The organism is Streptomyces sp. S4.7 (assembly GCF_010384365.1).
Lineage (GTDB): Bacteria > Actinomycetota > Actinomycetes > Streptomycetales > Streptomycetaceae > Streptomyces.
This window is the reverse complement of sequence record NZ_CP048397.1, coordinates 5,909,424-5,930,719: the sequence shown is the minus strand read 5'-3', so window position 1 is coordinate 5,930,719 and position 21,296 is coordinate 5,909,424. Positions and strand designations below refer to the sequence as shown.

The following is a 21,296-nucleotide window of genomic DNA, read 5'->3' as shown; positions in this document are numbered from 1 at the left end:
TCACGGGAGAAGAGAGCCCGGACAACCACGGACAGGAGTGGACCGCATGTCGGCAGCAGCCGCAGCCGCCCGGGTCGGCGACCCCACAGGGCACCCCGGCACCGTGGGACCGCCCGGTGTGCCGTCCGTGCTGATCGGCGGCAAGCCCGCCGCGACGGTCGGCACCCCGCACCACTGCACCTCCCCCGCCGCCCACCCGCCGTCCGTGATCGCGCCGCCCGGCAGTTCGAGCGTGCTGATCGGCGGCAGTCCGGCCGCCCGCGCCGGCGACCTGGCGGGCTGCGGCTCACCGGTCGTGTCGGGCTGCCCGACCGTACTGATCGGTGGGTGACGGGGGCGCATGGGACAGCAGTTCATCGGCGCGGGCTGGGCGTTCCCACCGCGTACGGACGCGACCGGGTCCATCGCCCTCGTGCGCGGCGAACACGCCCTGGAGGAGTCGATCCGGCTGATCCTCGCGACGTCGCCGGGCGAGCGGCCGATGCGACCGGAGTTCGGCTGCGCCGTCAACGACTACGTGTTCGCCCCGGCCGACGCGGGCACGGCCGGTCAACTCGCCTACGAGGTAAGGCTGGCGCTGGAGCGCTGGGAGCCCCGGATCGAGGTCACCGAGGTCGTCGTCCGGTTCGACGAGGCCGACACCGGGGTGCTCTACATCGACATCGGCTACACGGTGCGCGGCTCCAACGACCCGCGCAACCTCGTCTTCCCCTTCTACGTGATCCCGCAGCACGCCGAGGAATCGGCCGACGACGAGGAGGCGGGCGCGTGACGCTGCCCCGTCCGCGACTGGACGACCGCACCTTCCAGGGCCTGGTGGACGAGGCCAAACGCCGGGTACAGCAGCGCTGTCCGGAGTGGACCGACCACAACGTGTCGGATCCCGGAGTCACCCTGATCGAGGCGTTCGCGAGCATGGTCGACCAGCTCGTCTACCGGGTGAACCGCGTCCCGGAGAAGAGCTATCTCACCTTCCTCGACCTGATCGGCGTACAGCTCCATCCGCCCACGGCCGCGCACACCGATGTGACGTTCCGGCTGTCCGCGCCCCGGCCGGAACCGGTGGTGGTGCGCGCCGGAACAGAGGTCGCCACCATCCGTACGGAGACGGAGGAGGCGGTCGTCTTCACCACCTCCGAGGCCCTGTCGATCGTGCCGTGCGACTTCGCCCATCTCGCCACCCGGCCCTCGGGCGGTGAGGCGGCCGACCGGACGGAGGAGCTGGCGCTCGGCCGGGACGTGCCCTGTTTCGGGGCTGCGCCCGCCGTCGACGACTGTCTGTACGTGGGTCTGTCCGCCCCCGTACCGGCGGGCGTCCTCGCGCTGCGGCTGGACTGCACGGTGGAGGGTGTCGGTGTCGACCCGCTGCGTCCACCGGTCCTCTGGGAGGCGTGGGACGGCGGCGCCTGGACGGTCTGCGAGATCGAGAAGGACGACACCGGCGGCTTCAACCGGTCCGGCGAGCTGATCCTGCATCTGCCGAGGACCCATGCGACCGCGACCGTGGTGCGGCGGACCGGGGGCTGGCTGCGCTGCCGGCTGATCGAGGCGGAGCCGGGCCAGCCGACGTACGTGGCACCGCCGGTGGTCCGCGGGGTCACCGCGTTCACGGTCGGCGCGACCGTCCCGGCCGAGCACGCCGAGACCGTCACCGACGAGGTGCTGGGGCAGGCCGAGGGAGTGCCGGGCCAGGCCTTCGGGCTGGCCCGGCCGCCCGTGGTGCCCGGTGAGTTCGTGGTCGAGGTGACCGGTCCCGGGGCGGGGGCGGACGCCGAACGGTGGACCCGCGTGGACGACTTCGCACACTCCGGGCCCGAGGACCGGCATGTCACGCTGGACGCGAACTCCGGGCGGGTGGAGTTCGGCCCCGCGGTACGGGAACGGGACGGCGGCATCCGCTACTACGGCCGGGTGCCGGTGAAGGGCGCCACCGTCCGCGTGCGGTCGTACCGCACGGGCGGCGGGCTGCGCGGCAATGTCGCGCGGTCCACGCTGCGGGTCCTGCGGGGCGCGATCCCGTACGTGGCGCGGGTGGAGAACCGGCGGCCCGCGCTCGGCGGGGTCGACGGCGAGAGCGTCGACAGCGCCCGGGTGCGCGGGCCGATGACGCTGCGGACGCTGCACCGGGCGGTCGTCCCGCACGACTACGAACTGCTGGCGCGCGAGATCGCCCCGGACGCGGCGCGCGTGCACTGCATCCGGGCGGACGCGAAGGACGACAGGACCGGGGACGGCGCCGCGGCGGCGGCCGGTGGCCGAAGTGCGGGCGAAGGCAAGGCGGGTGGAGGCGGCACGGGCGGCAGTGAGGGGAGCGGGAGCGACGCGGGCGGGGTGCGGCTGCTCATCGTGCCCGCCGGACGCGGCGACGTGCGGGGCCGGATCGAGTTCGGCGAACTCGTCCCGCCCGCGCAGACGCTCGCCCTGATCTCGGAGCATCTGAACGCACGGCGGCCCATCGGTACCCGGCTGGCGGTCGGGCCGCCGTTCTACCAGGGCGTCACCGTCGTCGCGTCGGTGCAGGCGGAGCGCGGAGCCGTGGTCGAGAGGGTGCGGGAGACGGCGCTGTCCGCACTGTACGGGTACTTCAACCCGCTCACCGGCGGCCCGGCCGGTCAGGGGTGGCCGTTCGGTCGGCCGGTCCAGTCGGGTGAGGCGTTCGCCGTGCTGCAACGGGTGCCGGGCGTGGACCTGGTGGAGGACGTACGGCTCTACCGCGCCGATCCGGAGACCGGTGAACGTACCGACGCGACCACGAAGATCCCGCTGGACCGGCACGCGCTGGTCTTCAGCTACGAACACCAACTCCGGGTGAGAGGAGCCTGATCCGATGCGTGCCGCCGTCCCCGGCCTGCCGACGCCGCACCCCCTGATCGACCAACTGCCCGCCGTCTACCTGGAACAGGACTTCCTGCGGCGCTTCCTCGACGCGCTGGACGAAGTCCTGGCCCCGCTCCTGCTGACGATCGACAACGTGCCCGCGTATCTGGACCACCGCACCGCCCCGGACGACTTCCTCGACTGGCTGGCCGGCTGGGTCGCGGTCGAGCCGCACGAGGACAGCCCCACGGACCATCGCAGGACCGCCGTACGCGGGGCCGTGGCCCGGCACGCGCGGCGCGGAACGCTGGGCGGACTGGCCGAAGCGGTCCGGCTGGAGACGGGCACGGAGCCGGAGATCGCCGAGAGCGGCGGCACCGCCTGGTCGACGAGCCCGAACACGCCGCTGCCGGGTCGGCCCGTCCCCTGGGTGACGATCCGGGTCAGGGCCGCCGAAGGCCGACCCCTGGACCGGGTGCGGCTGGAGGAGCTGATCGACACGGAGGTCCCGGCACACGTCGGGTTCTCGCTGGAACTCCTGCCGCCGGACAGGGACGGAGACGGAAACAGGAACGGAAACGGGGACGGGGACACCGGCGTGGGGGGTGCGGAGGGGTGATCTGCGAGACGTGCGGGCACCGGAACGCGCCGGGGCGGGAGTTCTGTGCGTCGTGCGAGGCGTTCCTCGCGTGGGAGCCGGACGAGGGGTCTTCGACTGCGCCCCCGGCTCCGGCGGCGGAGGCCGGGGCCGCGCCCGACCCGGCGCCGCGTGTGGCGGAGCCATCCGCTGCGGCTGGGGGACCGTCCGTACCCCCGCCCCCGACCACACCTCCGGACTCCGCTCCCCCGCCCTCCACGGTCGGCGCGCCCAGACGCCCCGGCGAGAGCGCGGACCGGGCCGCGCCCGGCCCCGACGCGTGGTCGGACCCGGATACCCGCCCCGCTGTCGCGGAGCCGCCGACGCCGCCCGCCGGCGCCGGGACTCCGGTCGTCTGCCCCCACTGCCGTACGGAGAACACCCCCGACCGCACGCTCTGCGTCCGCTGCGCACTCCTCCTGGACCCGGGTCCGCCCCCCGCGATCCGCCCGCCGTGGTGGCGCCGGCTCCTCACTCGCGGCCCCCGGCAGTCCCCCGTGGCGGGGACACGCCCACGACGCGGATGGCAGAGGCCCCGGATCGGTCTGCCGATCGTGCTGATCCTGCTGGCGGTGGGGATCTGGTTCGCGCTCCCCCATCTGGCGGGGCTGTTCGGCGTCGCGAAGGAGGAGACGGGGAAGCCCGAGTCGGTACCGCCCGCCGAGTGCCGCGCCTCCGGCGCCGCGAAAGGCCATCCGGCGGGCGCGGCCGTCGACGGGTTCAACAACCGTTACTGGGCGCCGAAGGAGACCGGGGACGGTATCGGGGAGTTCCTGGAGTGCGACTTCGCGCAGCCGGTGCGGCTGACGAAGCTGATCGTGTTCTCGGGGACCTCCGCACGCAAGGACGAGTTCCTCACACAGGCCCGCCCGGCCGGGATCACCGTGCTGCTGACCTCGCGGGACGGCGAGCTGACCACCCGTACGGTCCGGCTGCGGGACCAGGCGGGTGAGCAGACCTTCGATCTGCGCGGCTCGGAGACCGTACGGGCCAGGTTCACCGTCAACTCGGCGTACGGCACCGGGGAGGGCCGCCGGATCGCCGTGGCGGAGGTCGAGTTCTTCGGCCGCCGACCGTGACGGACCGCCGCCCGGCGGCTGCGGAATCGCGCCGGATCGGCCTACAGCCGAGATCATCACGCGGGGAGGAAAGCTGAGAAATGGGCAAGTCATCCTGTATGCCCTGGATGATCTGTCCGGCAGGCGAGAGAGAAGAAGGAAGGCGCGACATGACCACCACCGTTTCCGGCGGAACCCTCACCCCGGCGGAGGGTCTCACGATCAGCCGGATGGGTTACGGAGCCATGCAACTGGCGGGCCCCTGTGTCTTCGGACCGCCGAAGGACCCCGGACAGGCTGTCGCCGTACTGCGCGAGGCGGTCGCGCTCGGGGTCACGCACATCGACACCAGCGACTTCTACGGTCCCACCGTCGTCAACGAACTGATCAGGGAAGCCCTGCACCCCTACCCCGCCGACCTGCACATCGTCACCAAGGTCGGCGGGCGCCGCAGCGCCGACGGCGGCTGGTTCTCGTCGCTGGAGCCCGCCGACCTGAAGGTCCAGGTCCAGGAGAATCTGCTCCACCTGGGCCTGGACGTCCTCGATGTGGTCAACCTCCGCATGGACGCCGAGGGTGCCTCCACCGACTCCCTCGCCGAGCCGTTCGGCGCGCTGGCCGAGCTGCGCGAGCAGGGCCTGATCCGCCACCTCGGCCTCAGCGGCGTCTCCGACGCCCAGCTGACCGAGGCGGAGTCCATCGCGCCTGTCGTGACCGTCCAGAACCTATACAACCTCGCCAACCGGTCGGACGACGCCCTGGTGGACCGCTGCGCGGCCGAGAACATCGCCTTCGCCGCGTTCTTTCCCCTCGGCGGTTTCAGCCCGTTGCAGTCCGAGACCCTGACGTCGGTCGCCGCGCGCCTGAACGCCTCACCGCAGCAGGTCGCGCTCGCCTGGCTGCTCCGGCGCTCGGCCACCACCGTCCTGATCCCGGGCACCTCTTCCGTCGGCCACCTGCGGGAGAACATCGCCGCGGCCGAGCTGCGCCTGCCGGCCGACGCGGTCGCCGAACTCGACGCCATCGCCGGCTAGGCCGTTTCCGCAGAGTCCCGCCCGGCCGTCCCGACCAGCCCGAAGGAGTACTCGCATGCCCAGAGCCGTCCGCTACGACCGGTACGGCGCGGTCGACGTCCTGTACGTCGCCGACGTAGCCAGACCCGCCCCGGCCGCCGACGAAGTCGTCGTCGAAGTGGTGGCGGCGGGGCTCAACCCCGGCGAGATCGGGGTACGCGAGGGGCTCGCGCACGCCATCTGGCCTGCCACTTTTCCCTCCGGTCAGGGCAGTGACCTCGCGGGCGAGGTCGTCGCCGTGGGCAGCGCCGTGTCCACACCCACGATCGGCGCGCAGGTGATCGGGTTCACCAACCGGCGCGCGGCGCAGGCGGATTACGTCGCCGTCCCCGCGGACCAGGTGACGCCCAAGCCCGCCGCTGTCGGCTGGGACGTGGCGGGGTCCCTGTTCGTGGCGGGCACCACCGCGTACGCCGCCGTCCGGGCGGTCGGGGCCGAGCCCGGCGAGACGGTCGCGCTCAGCGCCGCCGCGGGCGGGGTGGGCTCCCTCGCCGTCCAGCTCCTCCGCCGTCAGGGCGTGCGGGTCCTCGCTGTCGCGGGCGAGGCCAATCACGAGTGGCTCGCCTCCCTCGGCGCGATGCCGATCGGGTACGGCGAGGGCATCGAGGGTGTCGAGGAGCAGCTTCGTGCGGCGGCGCCCGAAGGCGTGGACGCGTTCATCGACACCTACGGAAGCGGCCACGTCGAACTCGCCATGAGGCTGGGCGTCGCCCCCGTACGCATCAACACGATCATCGACTTCCCCGCCGCGAAGAAGTTCGGCACCAAGAGCGACGGGAACATGGCCGCGGCCCGCGCGGACGTCCTGGCCGAGCTCGCGGCGCTGGTCGCCGAGGGCGCGATCAGCGTCGCCGTCAGCGCCACGTACCCCGTCGAGCAGGTCCGGGAGGCGTACGCGGAGCTCGCCCGGCCGCACAGCCGGGGGAAGATCGTCCTACGGATGCGCTGACCGGGCGGCGGGGCGGCTGGTGTCGCCGCGCAGGCCCTGCGTCGGTGCCGCCCGCCGCGCGGGGTCGGAGGTCCGGCGCGCTCCTGCCGGTATCAGCCGCCCTCACCAACCGGTGGGTCAACTCCAGCCAGCGCATCTGGTCAGCCGGTGCGGGGCGTGCGATCAGGAGGCCGGGCCGTCGCGCGGCCGTAGCGACCGGGAAGGTCGTCGGAGACGCACCGCACCTCCCCGCCGCCGCGCCGCCGCCGCCGGCGGTCGCGCACGGCTCGCTCACCACGCGCACCCGCGCCGTACCCGACTCGGCACGTTCGGCCGGGTGCCCGGCGTCGCCGTCCCGCTCGGGCCCCAACACCTCCACCAGCGAAGGGCGTTAGTACGTTCCTGGTACATTCCTCGCCGTCCGCCGGAGGCCCGGATGTGGCAAAGTCGTGCCGTGGATGAGCTGCGACCCCAAGATCCCGCGCGAATAGGCGTATGGCAGATACTCGCCCGGCTCGGCGCGGGCGGCATGGGACAGGTGTATCTCGGCCGTTCGCCGGGCGGCCGGCTGGTGGCGGTGAAGGTGATCCACGACGAGATCAGTGACCATCCGGAGTCACTGGCCCGGTTCCGGCGGGAAGCCGCGACCATGGAGACCGTACGCAGTCCCTACACCGCCCAGTTGATCGAGGCGTCGCTCGACGCCTCCCCGTACTGGCTGGCCACCGAGTACGTGCCGGGACCCACACTGCGCGGCGCCGTCACCGGGAGCGGCCCGTTCCCGCCCGAGAGCGCGCTGCGGCTGTTCGCCGCGCTCGCCGAGGGGCTGGCCACGGTCCATGTCCACGGCGTCACGCACCGGGACCTGAAACCGCAGAACGTCATCCTCGCGCCGCAGGGACCGCAGCTGATCGACTTCGGCATCGCCCGGGGACTTGAGCAGACGCTCCTCACCCAGGTCGGGATGGCACCGGGAACCCCCGGGTACGCAGCGCCCGAGGTTCTCCTCCGTAACGAGGTCGGCCCGGCGGCGGACGTCTTCGCTCTGGGAGCGACGATCGCCTTCGCCGCGACCGGACGGCCTCCCTACGGTGGCGGAGAGGCCTCGGCGGTGAGCTACCGGACCGTTCACGAGGACATCAACCTGGCGGGCGTACGGGACGACCTGGCCGCGCTGATCCGGTGCTGCGTCGCCAAGGACCCCGCTGAACGGCCCGGGTTGGCCGCCGTGATCGCGGGATGCGCGGTGGACTCCGCGCTGGCGGCGGACGCGCACTACCGGTCGGTGGCCCGCGACGCCGAAGCCGTACCCAAGGGCGTACCCGAGGACGCGCCGGAGCCCGGAACCGCGGTTGAGCCCGAAGCGGAGCCAACTCCCGGTCACGGGCCCGAAGCCGAGCCCGCGCCGGCGCGCTGGGGATACGACGAGACCACCCCGCACCCCTCGCCGGACCGTCAGCCGCCCCCCGCCACCCGGCCGAGACGTCGCAAGGGCTGGCTCGCGGTGTGCGCGCTGGGGCTCGTCGTGCCGTTGGGGCTCTGGCTGTTCCCCCGGGAGGACGACGGCAAGGACACCGAGGCGGGCAGCACGACCGTCGCCACCACATCCGGGCCGACCGCCAAGAACGACACAGAGAAGGGTACGAAGACCGACGCGAAGGATGACGCGAAGGACGATCCGGCGCAGGGCCCACCGGACCACATCGTGAACGACCGTGTCTCGCAGGACCGTTGGGCCCTGTCGGACGATCCGCAACAGGCGTCCCAGGGCATCGGCTTCTGCGACCTGGGCAGTACCGCCGACTCCTCACCGCCGACGGACATGCAGTCCTCCGTCTCGCACACCACCGGCTCGGGCACCGCCACGGCGGCCTTCCGCCGCAAGAACGCCGGAAAGGGAAAGCGCCCCGCGCCGTACTACGTCTCCGTCGGGATACGTCCTCCGCACGAGACCGACCGCGCCACCGGGCGTCCCCTCAAGTCGGTGGGGAAGGGTGTCGGCTTCACCACCAAACCCGTCGATCTCTACTCCAAGTGGTCCTCGGGCGGCACGATCAAGTTCCAGTACCCCGACGACTTCCAGGCCCACTTCGGCGCGCGGACCGTCGACGCGATCCCGGTGAGTGACGATCCGGGCGACTGGACCGTGGTGCTTTACCACGTCGAGGGCGGACCCACGAAGTACACGTCCATCGTGTGCAACGGCTTCCACGCGTAGCTCTCACGTCCACGCGCCGGCCGGTGTCCTCATGTCGAACAGCACCTCCGTGCACGTTGCGTGGTGTCATGCGCGATCGTGCAGCAGGGCGCTGTGGTGGCGGAGGAGTCGTTCGTGTGCGGGAGTGAACAACTCACGCCCGATGCCCACCGCGAGATCGTCGACAGCGCCCTCCGTACGGGGCGGGGGGATGCCCGCCGCCACGGAGGGGGCGGGACCGCCTGTGGCGCGCAGCAGCCGGGTGAGGGCCCCTTCCCTGGCCTCGGTGGTGCCGCCGAGAGCGGGACCTGCGAGTTCCTCGTGGATGATCACGCAGACCGCCGGGTGGTGGAGCAGCCAGTGGCCGTGACGGGCTTCTCGTATGCCGGGGAAGCCGCGGTCGGTCAGCGCGAGCGTGATCTTGGCGTCCAGGGTGGGCAGGGTGGCGAGGATGTCGCGGTAGACGAGGTGTTCGGGAAGGGAGCCGACGCGGTCCGCGGGCTGGGAGAGGGCGCGGATCTGGCTGATGATCCGGTCCCGGATGTCACGGTGGTGGTAGACGATCGGCGGCTGGGACCGGGTGTGCCAGGTGCGGAGGAGGTCCGCGTCGGCGTTGTGGAGATCCAGGCCGGTGACGTACCAGCAGCTGATCCAGCAGCGGCAACGCCCGCCCGCTGAGGGCCAGCAGCTCCGTGACCGCCTGTGCCTCGACCCCGGCCACCGGGGCCGGTCCGCTCACCACCATCCTGCTGAACTCCCGCCGCCCGCACCGCCCTTCGGACTTTCGGATCAGACGGACGCCCTGAACAGGGCGGTGCATACGATGCCGCTGGTGCCGCAGTGGTTGCGCGGCAGGCTCAGCGGCGGTCCGGCCTGGTTGCCGCCCCCGAGTCCGCTGCCGGCCACCGTGGCGCCCTCGGACCGCGCGCCCACCCCGTCCTGGACGCAGGTGTTGCCGAACACCGCGTTCCCGATCCCGACGACGTTCGCCTGCGCGGCACCCGCCGGAAGGAGCGCCGCCCCGGCCACCGCACCCACCACGGCGACCCGCACGCCCGCCTTGCCCACACCGCCGCCGACGCCGCCGCTCACCGCCCGCAACTCCACGCCCATCGCTCCTCCTTCGTCCCGGCATCACCAGGGGACACACGGTCCCGGTCACCTGCCACAGAGCGTGCCGGACTCGATTCGTCCGGCCGCACCCGGTCAACTGCGCGGCGACGGCTCCGACACGCTCGTGCGCACTCCGTACCCGCTGCCACGATGGGTCGCATGGATCCCGACAACCTCGATGAACCCCGGGTGAGACGCGCGACCGCCTCGGACTGGCCGGCGCTGGCCGGGATCGACTCCCTCGCGGCGACGGGCGACGGCGCACGGCGGGACAGCATCCGGCGCTGGTGCGAACGCGGCGCGGTCCTGATGGCCCAGGCCCCGTCCGCGCCGCACGGCCCGTCGAGCCCTCTGGGCTACGCGGTGCTGGAGTACACCTTCTTCGAGCAGGGCTTCCTCACCCTCCTGATGGCCGCGCCGAACGCCCGCCGGCGAGGCGTGGGAACCCAACTCCTCCGGGCCGCCGAGACCACGTGCGCAACCCCGAAGCTGTTCACCTCGACGAACGCCTCGAACCACGCCATGCGCCGGCTACTGAGCCACGCGGGCTGGCAACGGACGGGGATTCTCCACGGTCTCGACGAAGGAGACCCCGAACTCTTCTACCTCTGCCCGCGCACTCGTCCGTTCAACGACCTTTCGCAGACGGGCACTTCGACGGCATTCCCGGCGTAGAGCCCGCCCCTGCCGCTCGTACCCCTCCTTGCGACGATGGCTGTCGCTCTCCGGCTACCTGTGGCCGGCGGTCAGACCTTGTCCGCCGCGATCAGCAGATACTGGAAGCTGCCGTCCTTGTAGGCGTCCAGGAAGGCCTGCTCGATACCGGTGGCCAGGGGGGACTCGGCGCGCAGTTCCCAGTACGGGATGGTCGCCGCGGTCAGGTCGACGACGCTGACGGGGACGAGGCGGTTGGCGGCCATCTCCTTGAAGTACTTGCTGCGCGGATGAATGCTGCAGATGTAGTGGGCGTTGATCTCGCTGACGGCGCGGGACGGCAGTCCGTACGCGTCGTTGTAGCAGCCGGTGATGGTGACGTAGCGGCCACCGTGCTTGAGGAGCCTGGCGTACTCGGGGAACAGGAGGGCCAGGTCCACGTACATGGTGCTCTCGTTGTTCCAGATGGCCTGGAAGGTGTCGCTCTCGAAGCCGGTGTGCAGCATGTTCTTGAGGTGGAAGCGGACATTGTCGTCGACGCCGCGTTCCTCGGCCTGGCCGTTGGCGAAGGCGACCTGGGTCTCGGAGATGGAAACGCCGTCGACCTGGCAGCCGAAGCGGCTGTGGGCGACGAAACTGCTGCCGCCGCGCCCCGAGCCGGAGTCCATGAGGCGGTCGGCCGGGGTGATGTCGCCGAGGTGGCTCATCAGCAGATCGGCCTGCGCGCATTCGAGGCGGTGGAGTTCGGCCGTGAGGCGCTCCTGCCGGGTCTCCTCGGGGCCGTCGAGGGCGGACCGGTCCACGTCACCGATGCCGTAGTGGTGGTGGTAGATGCCGTCGACCTCGCCGAGGCGGAGGTTGACGGGGTTCCGCTCCTGGTTCCAGTAATTGGCCACGGACTTCTGGTAGAGGCTGCGCAGGGGGTGGGCGGTGGTGTTCTGAATGGTCATGGACATCTCTTTCATAAGGGGTTAAGGGAATGCGGGTTCACGGCTTCGCGGGTCTGCCCGGCTACGGGTCATCGGGCGCCGTCACGAAGCTGTCCGATACCGGGGGCTGGTCGCGTGCCACTGTTTGCTGCCGCCCATCCACGCCCACAGGCCCGCCAGATACCGGCGCAGTTGGGGGGAGCCTGCCGCCGCCAGAACGGCGCAGTCCGCCTCGACGGTGTGCATGAGTTCGTCGTGGATGGCCGCCGTGCGGTCGACGGCTTCTTGCAGCGAGCAGTTGTCCTCGGTGGCGATGAGGTTGGGCAGGTTGGTGTCTCCGGGATCTTCCTTGGCCATCGAATAGACGTCGTTGAGCAGGACGTTTGCCATGCCCGCGTAGAGGTAGGTGCGCCGCACGGTGGGATCGGCGAACTCCCGGGCGGGCAGTTCGTAACCACCGACCGGGTCGATCAGCACCATGCAGGGGTAGAAGGCGTTCTCGTAGCGGTGCAGCAGGTACTCCCACACCGCGGGCCTGCGACCGCTGTTGCGCCATTCGGCTTCCTGTCCGTATCCGACGAACATGACGGCCAACTCGTGTCGCAGGCGCGCCATTTGAGTGGTGCTGGCGATCCCGGAGAGATGGGCGAGGCTGGACCGGAAGGCGCGCAGGACGGGTTGTTGACTCACGACCTCCTCGAACTGCGCGAGATAGCGGGCGGGGAGGCGGACGGGGTCGACCACCGCGTGGGTCATCGCCAGGCGGGAACCGAGGAGTTCGGGCTCCGTGTCGTCGCCTTCGTCGACCCAGTGGTCGTCCACGGACCACTCAGCGAGTCCGCAGCGGGCGGCGGCCATCAGGCGGTCGGGGTCGTCGCAGTCGGGATGGGCGAGCATGAACAGGCGCCCGAACTGGTGTGAGCGCAGGCGTTCGAGGCGCCCGGTGAAGATCCCGATCTCCTCGGCCCAGTCGACCAGGCGGTTGTTGACCTCCTCCCCGAGGGCGGGGTCGTCCCGCAGGGCGTCGGGGCAGTACAGGGGCGGGATGCGCACCGCCGTGTCGCCACTGGTGTCGCTACCCGAGTCGGTGCCCGTACCCGCGTCCGTGCGTCCGGCCGTGTCCCGGTCGGTCGGCTGATCCTTCTCCTCCGACGGGCCGAGGGGGTGAAAGGCACGGGCCGCGGCCGTGCCCAGCCCGGCGGGGCCGGCCAGCAGTCTTTCGAGCGCCGGGGAAGGGGGCGGAGCCGGCAGGGCCTGGGCCGTGGGGAGGACCGGTGGACGTGCGGGCGGTGGTCCATGCCACGCCGACTGAGGGCCGTCGGCCCCGCTGGTTCGGGTCATGCGTGAGGAACCTTTCGGACGGGGGCAGGTTGACGCGCCCGCTGACGGCCCGGGGGTTCGCGGGCCGGGCCGACGCGGGGCAGGATGGGGCGCAGGGGGCAGGTGTCAGTGCCGGCGGCCGACTTCGACGTTCTCCAGGATGCCGAGAGCGTCGGGAACGAGAACCGCCGCGGAGTAGTGGGCGGTGACGAGGTAGGAGATGATCGCCTGCTCGTCGATGCCGGTGAACCGCACCGACAGGCTCGGCTCGATCTCGTCCGGGATGCCCGTCTGCCGCAGCCCGATCACACCCTGGTCGTCCTCCCCCGTACGCATACACATGATCGAGGTCGTACGGGCCTCGCTGACGGGGATCTTCCCGCACGGATAGATCGGCACGCCGCGCCAGGAGGGCACGTGATGGCCGTTGACGTCCACCGGCTCCATGAGCAGGCCGCGTCTGCTGCACTCACGGCCGAACGCGGCGATGGCACGCGGGTGGGCGAGGAAGAACTTGCTGCCGCGCCGACGCGAGAGGAGTTCGTCCATGTCGTCGGGGGTGGGAGCCCCGTCGTGGGGCTGGAGGCGCTGCGCGTGGTCGCAGTTGCTGAGCAGCCCGAACTCCTTGTTGTTGACGAGTTCGTACTCCTGGCGCTCGCGCAACGCCTCAAGGGTGAGCCGGAGTTGCTGCTCGGTCTGGTTCATCGGATCGTTGAAGAGGTCCGCGACACGGCTGTGGACCTTCAGGACCGTCTGCGCGATGGAGAGCCCGTACTCGCGCGGCCTCAGCTCGTAGTCCACGTAGGTGTGCGGGACCTGTGGCTCACCCACATGTCCGGCCGAGAGGTCGATCGCGGCCTCGCCGTACGCGTTGGTGCGCTGCCTCGGGAGCGCCGCGCCGAGATGGCCGCGCAGGGAGTCGTCGCGTGCGGCGACGTTGTCGACGTCCCTGCGGGAGAGCACCAGCACCGTGCAGGCGGTGGTGGCTCGGAAGGTGCAGTCCCAGACCGCGTCCGCGACGGTGAGGGACTCGTCGCCGAAGTAGGCGCCGTCGGCCAGGACGTCCAGACCGGTGTCCTCGCCGTAGGGCCCGGTGCCGACCTTGTCGACGCGGCCGTGCGCCAGCAGGAAGACACGGTCCCGCACGTCACCGGCCCGGGCCAGCACCGCGCCCGGTGCGAACTCGACCTGCTCACAGCGGCCGGCCAGCTCGTCCAGCACCGCCTCGTCGCCGTACTCCCTGAGCGCGGGCAGCTCCCGCAGCCCGGCGGGGACGACCGCGACCCGCCCGCCGGTCTGCACGAACGGCACACGCCCGTCGCCCACCGTGTGACTCAACCGCCGGTTCACCCGGTAGGTGCCACCCCGCACATCCACCCACGGCAGCATCCTCATCAGCCACCGCGACGAGGTCTCCTGCATCTGCGGAACGGACTTCGCGATCGTCGCCAGATTCCGCGCGGCTGCCGTCGCCAGACTCTGCTGCCCGGACGCCCGCGCCAGTACGGATTCCCGGTCGGCTTCAACGGTCATAGGTGATCCTCGGCCCTCCTGTAGGTACGCCGAATCACCCTCCCTCGTGCCTACTTCACCTGTCATCACACGAAAGGACGTGAATGCGCTGACGGCGAGTGGGGTACCCGGCCAGCAGTGACGTTTCCCCGCACAAATGTCCACAGCGGCAACGCCCCGGGACGGCCCGAACGCCCGGTCAGCTGTTCTGGGCCTTGTCGTGGACCTTCCTGGCCGTGGTCCCCGGCACCTCGCCGTACGTCTTTGTCGGGGTCGGCGCGTCCAGCAAGGCGTTGACCGGGACCAGGACGCCCTTGCTCCGTCTCCCAGGTGCGCGGGGTCGCGACGCTGCGAACGGCGAATGACGCCGGGCGTCGTCGCCCTCGTGGCCGGGGCGGTCGTCGGTCGACGGTGGTGGCGGTGTCGACGTGTTCGCCGTCGACGAGGGAGCCATCACCGACAAGGGTGACGGCGGCCGGCAGAACCGGGGCTTCACCGGCGCGTTCGAGCGTGCCGAGGACTCGAACGAAGTGACCTTCGAACCACACCGAGGACGGGAGTACGGGCCGAGCCCGCGCGTCCGCGGCGGTCCGCGTGACCAACGCGGCCGGCCCGGGGGATTCACCCCCGGGCCGCTCCCCCGTACTTGGCACACCATCGGCGGGTCAGCCGCCACCGGGGCGGCGCGCACCGAGTCGGTCAGGCGCGCAGGGTCGGACAGGCGTCAGCCGCAGGTGCGGTATTTGTAGCCCGCGACCCGCCACTTGTTGTCTCCGTCCCGGAAGGAGTACTTGCCTTCCGGGACGGCCGAGAAGCTGTACCTGTTGCCGTCGTAGGCGACGCTCAAGCAGTACCTGTCCCAGCAGCGTGCGCTTCAGCAGCAGCGGGCGCGGGCCGGCGAGCAGTTGACGGCGCTCCAGGAGACCCGTAAGGAGCTGGGGAGCAAGAAGAAGGAGATCCAGGGCAAGCTGGCGAAGGCCCAGTCGCTCCTCAACTCGCTGAGCGCCGAGGAGCGTGACGAGCGGGCGGCGAAGGAGGAGCGGGTGAACCGCGACAGCGACCGTGTCGACCTCGGCAACGAGGCCAGCGCGTCACAGCGCGGCGCGGCGGCCTTCGCGGCGGCGAAGAGCCGGGTCGGCATGCGTACGTATGGGGAGCCACCGGCCCGAACTCGTTCGACTGCTCCGGACTGACGTCCTGGGCGTTCCAGCAGGCCGGCGTCTCCATACCCCGTACGTCCCAGGCCCAGGCGAATGTCGGCACCCGGATCAACTCCCGGAGCGCGCTCAAGCCGGGCGACCTCGTCATCATGCGCAGCGATCTGAGCCATGTCGGCTTCTACCCGGGAACGGCCAGATCCTCCACTCCCCGAAGCCCGGCGCCCAGGTGCGCTACGAGTCGATCGCGCGCAGCGGCACGCCGTTCATGTGGGGCGTACGCCTCTAGGGTGTGTCGGGCCGCGAAGATCCGCCGGGCAGGGCCCAGGGATCCGGCCGATGGCTTCGGGTCAGGTCCGCTTGCGGCTCGCGATCTCGTCAGAGAGCTGCTGCACGTGGGCGGGGTCCGCGTCCCGGGCAAGGGCGACGCAGTGGTCCATGACGGCCGGCCGGCAGCGCACGGGCAACGTCTGTCCTGGGGCGAGTCGGGTGAGCTCGGTGATCGTGAGGTCTTCGTCTGCGATACCGCGGAACGAGATGCCGCCGGCGGTCTCCACGTCGAACATCAGGACCACGCGTGGATTGCCCTTGACCTCCCGCCAGTCGACGAGAACGCCGAGCGCAAGCGCCCCCGTACGCAGTTCCGCATTGCGCTTGCGTGCATCACTGCTCAGGAGCGGGTTCGGGGCGACGCCCGGGAAGTCGGGCCCGACGCCGAGCGATTCCCGACTCAGGTCGGGCCTGAGCTGCGCCATCAGATCGTTCAGATCGTTGGGCTTCTTCTTCCGACCGAACATCCGGACCCCTCCCTCACACCGGTGCCGGAATCTCGGCCTGGCGCTTCGCCCTCACCGCGATTGTACGGCGCGGCCATTCCCGACCACCGTCGCATCGCCCCGTCCCGATGGGGTCGCCGTCTGCGGTCGCGGACGGACTTGTCGAGAGCTGAAAACGCGACACGGGACCAGAGTTCCAGCCAGAACGCTCAACCTTCGCCAGACACGTCCTAAGCCGCCGGTTCCGGCGGGCAGGCGACCAGCAGGGGCAGCAGCGGCAACAGCGCGGCAACCCCGGCCACCGTGATCCGGAACGCCGGGTGCGTACGGCGTGCGGGCGCCAGTATCCGGCGCAGCCGTACGTGCACCGTGTGCCCCCCAGCCGAGAGCGCGCCCTTCGGGACCGCGCCCGCCGAGGCCATCTCGAACATCGCGGTGGCCAGGGTCCGTTGGGGATGGAGGTGCAGGGCGCCGTCGTCGGCCGCCATCTCCAGCAGCAGGGGAATCTGCTGCCCCGCGTGCCGGGCCAGCGGCACTCCCGGGAACACGACGGCGAAGGACCGTGCCGCCGCGAGCAGAAGATGGTGACGGCCGGCGATGTGGACCCGTTCGTGCGCCACGACGGCTGCGATCTCGGCGTCGGAGAGCAGTTCGACGGCGCCGCTGCTCACCACGATCCTAAAACGGCGGCCCGGCAGGCAGTAGGCGGCCGGGGGCGCGTGCTCCAGCACCGTGGCGCCCAGCCGCGCCGACGGCCGGCCCACCCTGTCGAGATCTCGCGGTGCCGGGCACGAGCCGCGCGGGCGCGCAGTACGTGATACGTGAAGGCGGCCACCTGAGCCGCCGGCACGGCCACCGAGACGGCGACGTCCAGGCTCCGCACCGCGCCGGCGTCGGGCGGCCCGACCCCCAGTGCCGCGCCGCACGAATAGAGGATGCCGTGCAGATGAGCGCCGGGCGTCGCGAGGTGCAGTGCGCCGAGGGCGGCACACACGGAGAAGGAGAGGGCGAGCGCGAACCACACGGTGGCGGCCGGCACCGGCGCCCGGTGCGGCCACGCGGAACGCAGCATCACGCGCGGCGCGAGTACGCCCACGGCAGCGGCGTATCCGAGCAGCGCCGGAGCCGCGTTCACGGTTCGACGTCGCGGCCGACGGCCCGCAACGCCTGGCGCAGCGCGGCCACTTCGTCGTCCGACATGCGTTCCACGAAGTGCGCCAGGGCGGCCGGGCGGTCCTGGCTCGCTCCCAGCGCGTCCTCCATCAGTGCGGCCGAGTACGCCTCCCGGCTGCGCACCGGGGTGTAGAGCCATGCCTGGCCCTGCTTCTGCCTGGTCAGCCACCCCTTGCCGTGGAGAATCGAAGCCACCGTCATGACAGTCGTGTAGGCGGCGGGGCGGCGTGTGTTGATGTCGTCGACCACCTCACGAACGGTGGCGGGCCTTCCCCACTTCCACAGACAGTCCATGATCTCGGCCTCCAGGTCCCCCAACCGCCGCACTTCCGCAGTTCCTTCCGCCGTCTGCCGCGCCCGTCTTCCGCGCCGTGGCCCGCCGGACCATCGTAGGCGTGCCCCGGTGCGCAACCGGCACGACCGATGGCTCGCGGCCGGCCCCGTCCACGAGGAAGGTCGGAGCGCCCTGGACGCGGAGGCCCAGACCGTCGCACGGGTCCACTCATTGTCCATGGTTTCATGAATTCAGGATTCCATGTACCGTCGTCACCGTGCTGAATCTCGCGTCCGAAATCGAGGTGCTGGCCCGGTTCGGCCGCGCCCTCGCCGATCCGATCCGGTGCCAGTTGCTGCTCGCCCTGCGGGCGGCTCCCGCGTACCCGTCCGACCTGGCCGACGCCATCGGCGTCTCCCGGACACGCCTGTCGAACCATCTGGCGTGCCTGCGCGACTGCGGGCTGGTGGTGGCGGTGCCCGAGGGGCGCCGTACCCGGTACGAACTCGCGGACCCCCGCCTGGGGCACGCGCTCGACGACCTGCGTACGGCCGTGGTGGCCGTCGCCGAGGACGTCACGTGCGCGGACGCCGAGGAGAAGGGCTGCTGCTGATGGCCGGGGAGATATCGCTCGGCCCGGCGCCTTCGCGCCGTGAGGCGCTGGCCCGGCGCGTACGGCTGCTGGTCGGGGCAACCATCGGCTACAACGTGATCGAGGCGATCGTCGCCCTCACGGCGGGGTCGATGGCATCGTCCTCCGCACTGGTGGGATTCGGCCTGGACTCCATCGTCGAGGTCTCCTCGGCGGCGGCGGTGGCCTGGCAGTTCTCGGCCCGTGAGCACGCCGTGCGCGAAGCGCGCGAGAAGAAGGCGCTGCGGGTCATCGCGGTGTCGTTCTTCGCGCTCGCGACGTTCGTGACGGCGGACGCGGTCCGGGCACTGGCGGGCGGCGGCGAGGCGGAGTCGTCCGTCCCGGGCATCGTGCTGGCGGCGCTGTCGCTGGCGATCATGCCGTTCCTGTCCGCCGCGCAGAGGCGGGCCGGCCGGGAGTTGGGGTCGGCGTCCGCGGTCGCGGACTCGAAGCAGACGCTGCTGTGCACCTATCTGTCGGCCGTACTCCTGGCGGGCCTGGTGGCCAACGCCGCCCTCGGCTGGTCCTGGGCCGACCCCGTCGCCGCACTCGTCATAGCCGCGATCGCGGTCAAGGAGGGCCGCGAGGCGTGGCGCGGCGACAACTGCTGCGCACCGGCCGGTCCGAGCAGCCCGAAGGCGGACGGCAACCCACCTGCGCGGTCCGAGGACGCCTGCGGCTGCGCGCAGGGGTGCGCCTGCTGAACCTCCGCCAGCGAGGCGGGAGTGCGCGACACCCGACAGGCGGGAGTTCGCGACGCCCGGCAGGCGGTGTCGACGGTCGGCCCTCCCGCTCCCGGTCCGCCGGTCCCGGGGGGGCAGCCACTCCCGCCCGTACCTATCCCCGGCAGGGAGAGGCGGGGGTTTTCGGGGCGGCACATACTCGGGCCCATGAACGGAAAATCGCGGCTCGGGGAGTTTCTCCGGACACGGCGCTCCCAACTGAGCCCCGACGAGGCGGAGGTGCCCACCTACGGGGAGCGCCGCCGGGTGCCGGGGTTGCGGCGGGAGGAACTGGCGCTGCTGGCGGGGGTGAGTGCTTCGTACTACGCCCGGCTCGAACAGGGGCATTCGATGAACGCCTCGCCGGAGGTGCTGGACGCGATCGCGCGGGCTCTGCGGCTCGACGAGTCCGAGCGTCTGCATCTGCTCGACCTGGCCCGGTCCGCCAAGCCCCGTGGCAGGGGCCGGCGGCCCGCGCCGGAGCGGGTGACGGAGGCGACCGGTCAGCTGCTGGACGCGCTGGCCGACGTTCCCGCGATCGTGGTCGGCAGGCGCTCGGACGTACTGGCGTGGAACCGGCTCGGCCACGCGCTGTTCGCCGGACATCTGGACCCCGGGGCCCCGGACCTGCCGGACCAACGCCCCAACATGGCAAGGCTGGTGTTCCTCGATGCCCACACCCGCGAGCTGTACACGCACTGGCCGAGCAAGGCCAGGGCGGTGGTGGGGAACCTGCGGATGGTGGCGGGGCAGTACCCGGAGGACTCCGCACTGCACGCGCTGGTGGGTGAACTGAGCGCGAAGAGCGAGGACTTCGCCTCGCTGTGGGCCGACCACCGCGTCAAGGCGTGCACCGTCGCCGACTACGAGATGCGGCACCCGCTCGTCGGAGCGCTGACCGTCACCCAGCAGACCCTGAACGTCGGGCCGGGCCCCACCGTCGTGGTCGCCACCACCAGGGCCGGCTCCCCTTCCCGTACGACCCTGGCCCTGCTCGCCGAGGTCGCCACCGAGGCCGGCGCTACGGCCGCCACGGCCGCCCCGGCCACCGCAGCCGCCCCGGCCGCCTCGTCGCGACCGGGGAACCGCGTCAGCGACAGCTGACCTCCTACCCGAAGCACCGGTCCCAACCCCGGCCACGCCCCGCCCACTCCCGGGCGGGAGCCGCCCAACACCCCTCACGCGTCTGCGTACCGCTGCCGCATGCCCGAAAACAGCGAAGGCATCATGTTGAAGAAGCTCTCCACGGCCGCCGTCACCACCGCGGTCACCCTCACGGTGTCGGTGGCCGGCCTCGCTCCCGCGACAGCCACTTCCACCACGTCCGAGACAGGCACGTCCGCGAGAGCGGCCCAGTCCGCGGGGGCCGCGTCCGCAGGAACCACGTCCGCGACAGGCACCGTGGACAACGCCCGGACCGTCGCGCACTTCGACCTCGCCAAGGGGCAGTTGCCGGAGAACGTCGCGCTGTCCCCCGGTGGCACCGCGTACGTCACCTTCGCCGCCGCCCGTCAGATCGCCCGGGTCACCCCCAGCGGCACCACCCGGATCCTGGCCACACTGCCCGAGCCGGCCGACGGCGGAATCCACACCCCGGTCCTGGGCTTCGCCCTGACCACCGGCATCGTCCGGGCCCACGACGGCACGCTTTACGTGCTGTACGCCACCGGCACCGACGTCCTCACGGGTCTGTGGCGCCTGCGCCCCGGCGGCGAACCGCGCCGCATCGCGCCGCTGCCCGCAGGCGGCCTCCCCAACGGCCTGGCCCTCGACCCCCGTACCCGCACCCTCTACATCACGGACTCCGTCCTCGGCGTCATCTGGACCGTCCCCACCACGGGCGGCACCCCCAGCGCCTGGTCCACCGGCCCCGAACTGGCCTCCACCGGATCCCTCGGCGCCAACGGCCTGAAGATCCACCGGGGCGCGGTGTGGGCCACCAACCTCGACAAGGGCACCCTCCTGCGCATCCCCGTCCTCCCCGGCGGACGCGCCGGCCGCGTGCAGACCCGGGCCACCGGCCTGGCCGGCATCGACGACTTCGACTTCACCGGCCGCGGCGACCATGTCCTGGCCACCCTCAACGGCCCGAGCGAGGTGGCGCTCGTACGACGCGACGGCACCCACTCCACGGTCCTGACCGCCGCCGACGGGCTCCGGAGCCCCACCTCGGTGGCGCTGCGCGGCGACAGGGTCTACGTCCTGAGCGCCGCCTACACCACTGCCGAAGACCCCAACCTCGTCCTCGCCCATCTGAAGGACTGAGACCGCACGGTCCGACCGTCCATCCGTACATACGTACGTCCGCGTCAGCAACCCCGGAAC

General features: G+C 71.7%; 25 protein-coding genes and 1 pseudogene. 15 read left to right on the top strand and 11 right to left on the bottom strand.

From position 1 onward, the window contains the following. Positions 1 to 46: 46 nt before the first annotated feature. The 8 genes from SSPS47_RS26450 to SSPS47_RS26415 all read left to right on the top strand — a co-directional run bounded on the left by SSPS47_RS26450 (position 47) and on the right by SSPS47_RS26415 (position 8,731). Positions 47 to 331: a PAAR domain-containing protein gene (locus SSPS47_RS26450; RefSeq protein ID WP_147875235.1), complete on the top strand. Its 285-nt coding sequence runs from the start codon at positions 47 to 49 to the stop codon at positions 329 to 331. A gap of 9 nt (positions 332 to 340) precedes the next feature. Continuing rightward, entirely contained in the window at positions 341 to 772 is a 432-nt protein-coding gene (locus tag SSPS47_RS26445) for a GPW/gp25 family protein (protein ID WP_147875236.1), read from the top strand. Then, positions 769 to 2,823, top strand: a complete 2,055-nt coding sequence (locus SSPS47_RS26440) for a putative baseplate assembly protein (protein ID WP_164253140.1) — start codon at positions 769 to 771, stop codon at positions 2,821 to 2,823. Before SSPS47_RS26445 ends, SSPS47_RS26440 begins: the two co-directional genes overlap by 4 nt. A gap of 4 nt (positions 2,824 to 2,827) precedes the next feature. Next, positions 2,828 to 3,436 (top strand): phage tail protein, encoded by a 609-nt coding sequence (locus SSPS47_RS26435; protein WP_164253139.1) that lies wholly within the window; start codon positions 2,828 to 2,830, stop codon positions 3,434 to 3,436. Positions 3,437 to 4,008: 572 nt separating this feature from the next. Beyond that, positions 4,009 to 4,533, top strand: a complete 525-nt coding sequence (locus SSPS47_RS26430; protein WP_239065055.1) for a discoidin domain-containing protein — start codon at positions 4,009 to 4,011, stop codon at positions 4,531 to 4,533. Between the two features lie 149 nt (positions 4,534 to 4,682). Continuing rightward, complete coding sequence (locus SSPS47_RS26425; RefSeq protein ID WP_164253137.1) at positions 4,683 to 5,546, top strand: oxidoreductase; 864 nt, start codon at positions 4,683 to 4,685, stop codon at positions 5,544 to 5,546. Positions 5,547 to 5,601: 55 nt separating this feature from the next. Beyond that, complete coding sequence (locus SSPS47_RS26420; RefSeq protein ID WP_164253136.1) at positions 5,602 to 6,534, top strand: NADP-dependent oxidoreductase; 933 nt, start codon at positions 5,602 to 5,604, stop codon at positions 6,532 to 6,534. 433 nt (positions 6,535 to 6,967) lie between these two features. After that, on the top strand, positions 6,968 to 8,731 hold the full coding sequence (locus SSPS47_RS26415; protein ID WP_239065054.1) for a protein kinase: 1,764 nt from the start codon (positions 6,968 to 6,970) through the stop codon (positions 8,729 to 8,731). Between the two features lie 66 nt (positions 8,732 to 8,797). Here SSPS47_RS26415 and SSPS47_RS26410 read toward each other — a convergent pair whose 3' ends face one another. After that, complete coding sequence (locus SSPS47_RS26410; RefSeq protein ID WP_164253134.1) at positions 8,798 to 9,043, bottom strand: hypothetical protein; 246 nt, start codon at positions 9,041 to 9,043, stop codon at positions 8,798 to 8,800. A gap of 27 nt (positions 9,044 to 9,070) precedes the next feature. Between SSPS47_RS26410 and SSPS47_RS26405 the strand changes: the two genes are divergently transcribed. Next, entirely contained in the window at positions 9,071 to 9,388 is a 318-nt protein-coding gene (locus SSPS47_RS26405) for a hypothetical protein (RefSeq protein ID WP_164253133.1), read from the top strand. Between the two features lie 111 nt (positions 9,389 to 9,499). Here SSPS47_RS26405 and SSPS47_RS26400 read toward each other — a convergent pair whose 3' ends face one another. After that, a complete protein-coding gene (locus SSPS47_RS26400) occupies positions 9,500 to 9,823 on the bottom strand; it encodes a hypothetical protein (RefSeq protein WP_239065053.1) in 324 nt (107 codons plus the stop codon). Between the two features lie 159 nt (positions 9,824 to 9,982). Between SSPS47_RS26400 and SSPS47_RS26395 the strand changes: the two genes are divergently transcribed. Next, complete coding sequence (locus SSPS47_RS26395; protein ID WP_164253132.1) at positions 9,983 to 10,498, top strand: GNAT family N-acetyltransferase; 516 nt, start codon at positions 9,983 to 9,985, stop codon at positions 10,496 to 10,498. Between the two features lie 71 nt (positions 10,499 to 10,569). Here the strand turns inward: SSPS47_RS26395 and SSPS47_RS26390 are convergent, their stop codons facing one another. The 5 genes from SSPS47_RS26390 to SSPS47_RS36040 all read right to left on the bottom strand — a co-directional run bounded on the left by SSPS47_RS26390 (position 10,570) and on the right by SSPS47_RS36040 (position 15,085). Next, a complete protein-coding gene (locus SSPS47_RS26390; protein ID WP_203557931.1) occupies positions 10,570 to 11,427 on the bottom strand; it encodes a geranyl diphosphate 2-C-methyltransferase in 858 nt (285 codons plus the stop codon). 81 nt (positions 11,428 to 11,508) lie between these two features. Beyond that, complete coding sequence (locus SSPS47_RS26385) at positions 11,509 to 12,747, bottom strand: family 2 encapsulin nanocompartment cargo protein terpene cyclase (protein ID WP_239065052.1); 1,239 nt, start codon at positions 12,745 to 12,747, stop codon at positions 11,509 to 11,511. Between the two features lie 105 nt (positions 12,748 to 12,852). Then, entirely contained in the window at positions 12,853 to 14,259 is a 1,407-nt protein-coding gene (locus SSPS47_RS26380) for a family 2B encapsulin nanocompartment shell protein (RefSeq protein ID WP_164253130.1), read from the bottom strand. Between the two features lie 178 nt (positions 14,260 to 14,437). Further along, positions 14,438 to 14,692, bottom strand: a complete 255-nt coding sequence (locus tag SSPS47_RS26375; RefSeq protein WP_164253129.1) for a hypothetical protein — start codon at positions 14,690 to 14,692, stop codon at positions 14,438 to 14,440. A gap of 270 nt (positions 14,693 to 14,962) precedes the next feature. Further along, complete coding sequence (locus tag SSPS47_RS36040; RefSeq protein ID WP_275405173.1) at positions 14,963 to 15,085, bottom strand: hypothetical protein; 123 nt, start codon at positions 15,083 to 15,085, stop codon at positions 14,963 to 14,965. On the opposite strand from SSPS47_RS36040, the pseudogene SSPS47_RS26370 reads away from it, so the two are divergent. Beyond that, a pseudogene (locus SSPS47_RS26370) lies at positions 15,081 to 15,684 on the top strand (NlpC/P60 family protein); the annotation flags it as partial. The gene SSPS47_RS36040 and the pseudogene SSPS47_RS26370 overlap by 5 nt on opposite strands. Positions 15,685 to 15,745: 61 nt before the next feature. On the opposite strand, the gene SSPS47_RS26365 reads toward SSPS47_RS26370, so the two are convergent. The 4 genes from SSPS47_RS26365 to SSPS47_RS26355 all read right to left on the bottom strand — a co-directional run bounded on the left by SSPS47_RS26365 (position 15,746) and on the right by SSPS47_RS26355 (position 17,671). After that, entirely contained in the window at positions 15,746 to 16,192 is a 447-nt protein-coding gene (locus SSPS47_RS26365) for a hypothetical protein (RefSeq protein WP_164253128.1), read from the bottom strand. A gap of 209 nt (positions 16,193 to 16,401) precedes the next feature. Next, positions 16,402 to 16,902, bottom strand: coding sequence for a M56 family metallopeptidase (locus SSPS47_RS36295; protein WP_343234906.1), 501 nt, complete (start codon positions 16,900 to 16,902; stop codon positions 16,402 to 16,404). Then, on the bottom strand, positions 16,839 to 17,306 hold the full coding sequence (locus tag SSPS47_RS36290; protein WP_343234905.1) for a hypothetical protein: 468 nt from the start codon (positions 17,304 to 17,306) through the stop codon (positions 16,839 to 16,841). The genes SSPS47_RS36295 and SSPS47_RS36290 overlap by 64 nt, the downstream gene beginning before the upstream one ends. Next, positions 17,303 to 17,671 carry a BlaI/MecI/CopY family transcriptional regulator gene (locus SSPS47_RS26355; protein WP_147875249.1) on the bottom strand — a complete coding sequence of 123 codons (369 nt, stop codon included), beginning with the start codon at positions 17,669 to 17,671 and terminating at the stop codon, positions 17,303 to 17,305. Before SSPS47_RS26355 ends, SSPS47_RS36290 begins: the two co-directional genes overlap by 4 nt. Positions 17,672 to 17,895: 224 nt before the next feature. Between SSPS47_RS26355 and SSPS47_RS26350 the strand changes: the two genes are divergently transcribed. The 4 genes from SSPS47_RS26350 (at position 17,896) to SSPS47_RS26335 (ending at position 21,236) form a co-directional block, all read left to right on the top strand. After that, positions 17,896 to 18,231 carry a metalloregulator ArsR/SmtB family transcription factor gene (locus SSPS47_RS26350; RefSeq protein ID WP_164253127.1) on the top strand — a complete coding sequence of 112 codons (336 nt, stop codon included), beginning with the start codon at positions 17,896 to 17,898 and terminating at the stop codon, positions 18,229 to 18,231. After that, a complete protein-coding gene (locus SSPS47_RS26345) occupies positions 18,231 to 18,953 on the top strand; it encodes a cation transporter (RefSeq protein WP_164255025.1) in 723 nt (240 codons plus the stop codon). The genes SSPS47_RS26350 and SSPS47_RS26345 overlap by 1 nt, the downstream gene beginning before the upstream one ends. Before the next feature lie 186 nt (positions 18,954 to 19,139). Further along, positions 19,140 to 20,075 (top strand): helix-turn-helix transcriptional regulator, encoded by a 936-nt coding sequence (locus SSPS47_RS26340; RefSeq protein ID WP_164253126.1) that lies wholly within the window; start codon positions 19,140 to 19,142, stop codon positions 20,073 to 20,075. Positions 20,076 to 20,174: 99 nt separating this feature from the next. Continuing rightward, positions 20,175 to 21,236 (top strand): hypothetical protein, encoded by a 1,062-nt coding sequence (locus SSPS47_RS26335; RefSeq protein WP_239065051.1) that lies wholly within the window; start codon positions 20,175 to 20,177, stop codon positions 21,234 to 21,236. Positions 21,237 to 21,296 lie beyond the last annotated feature (60 nt).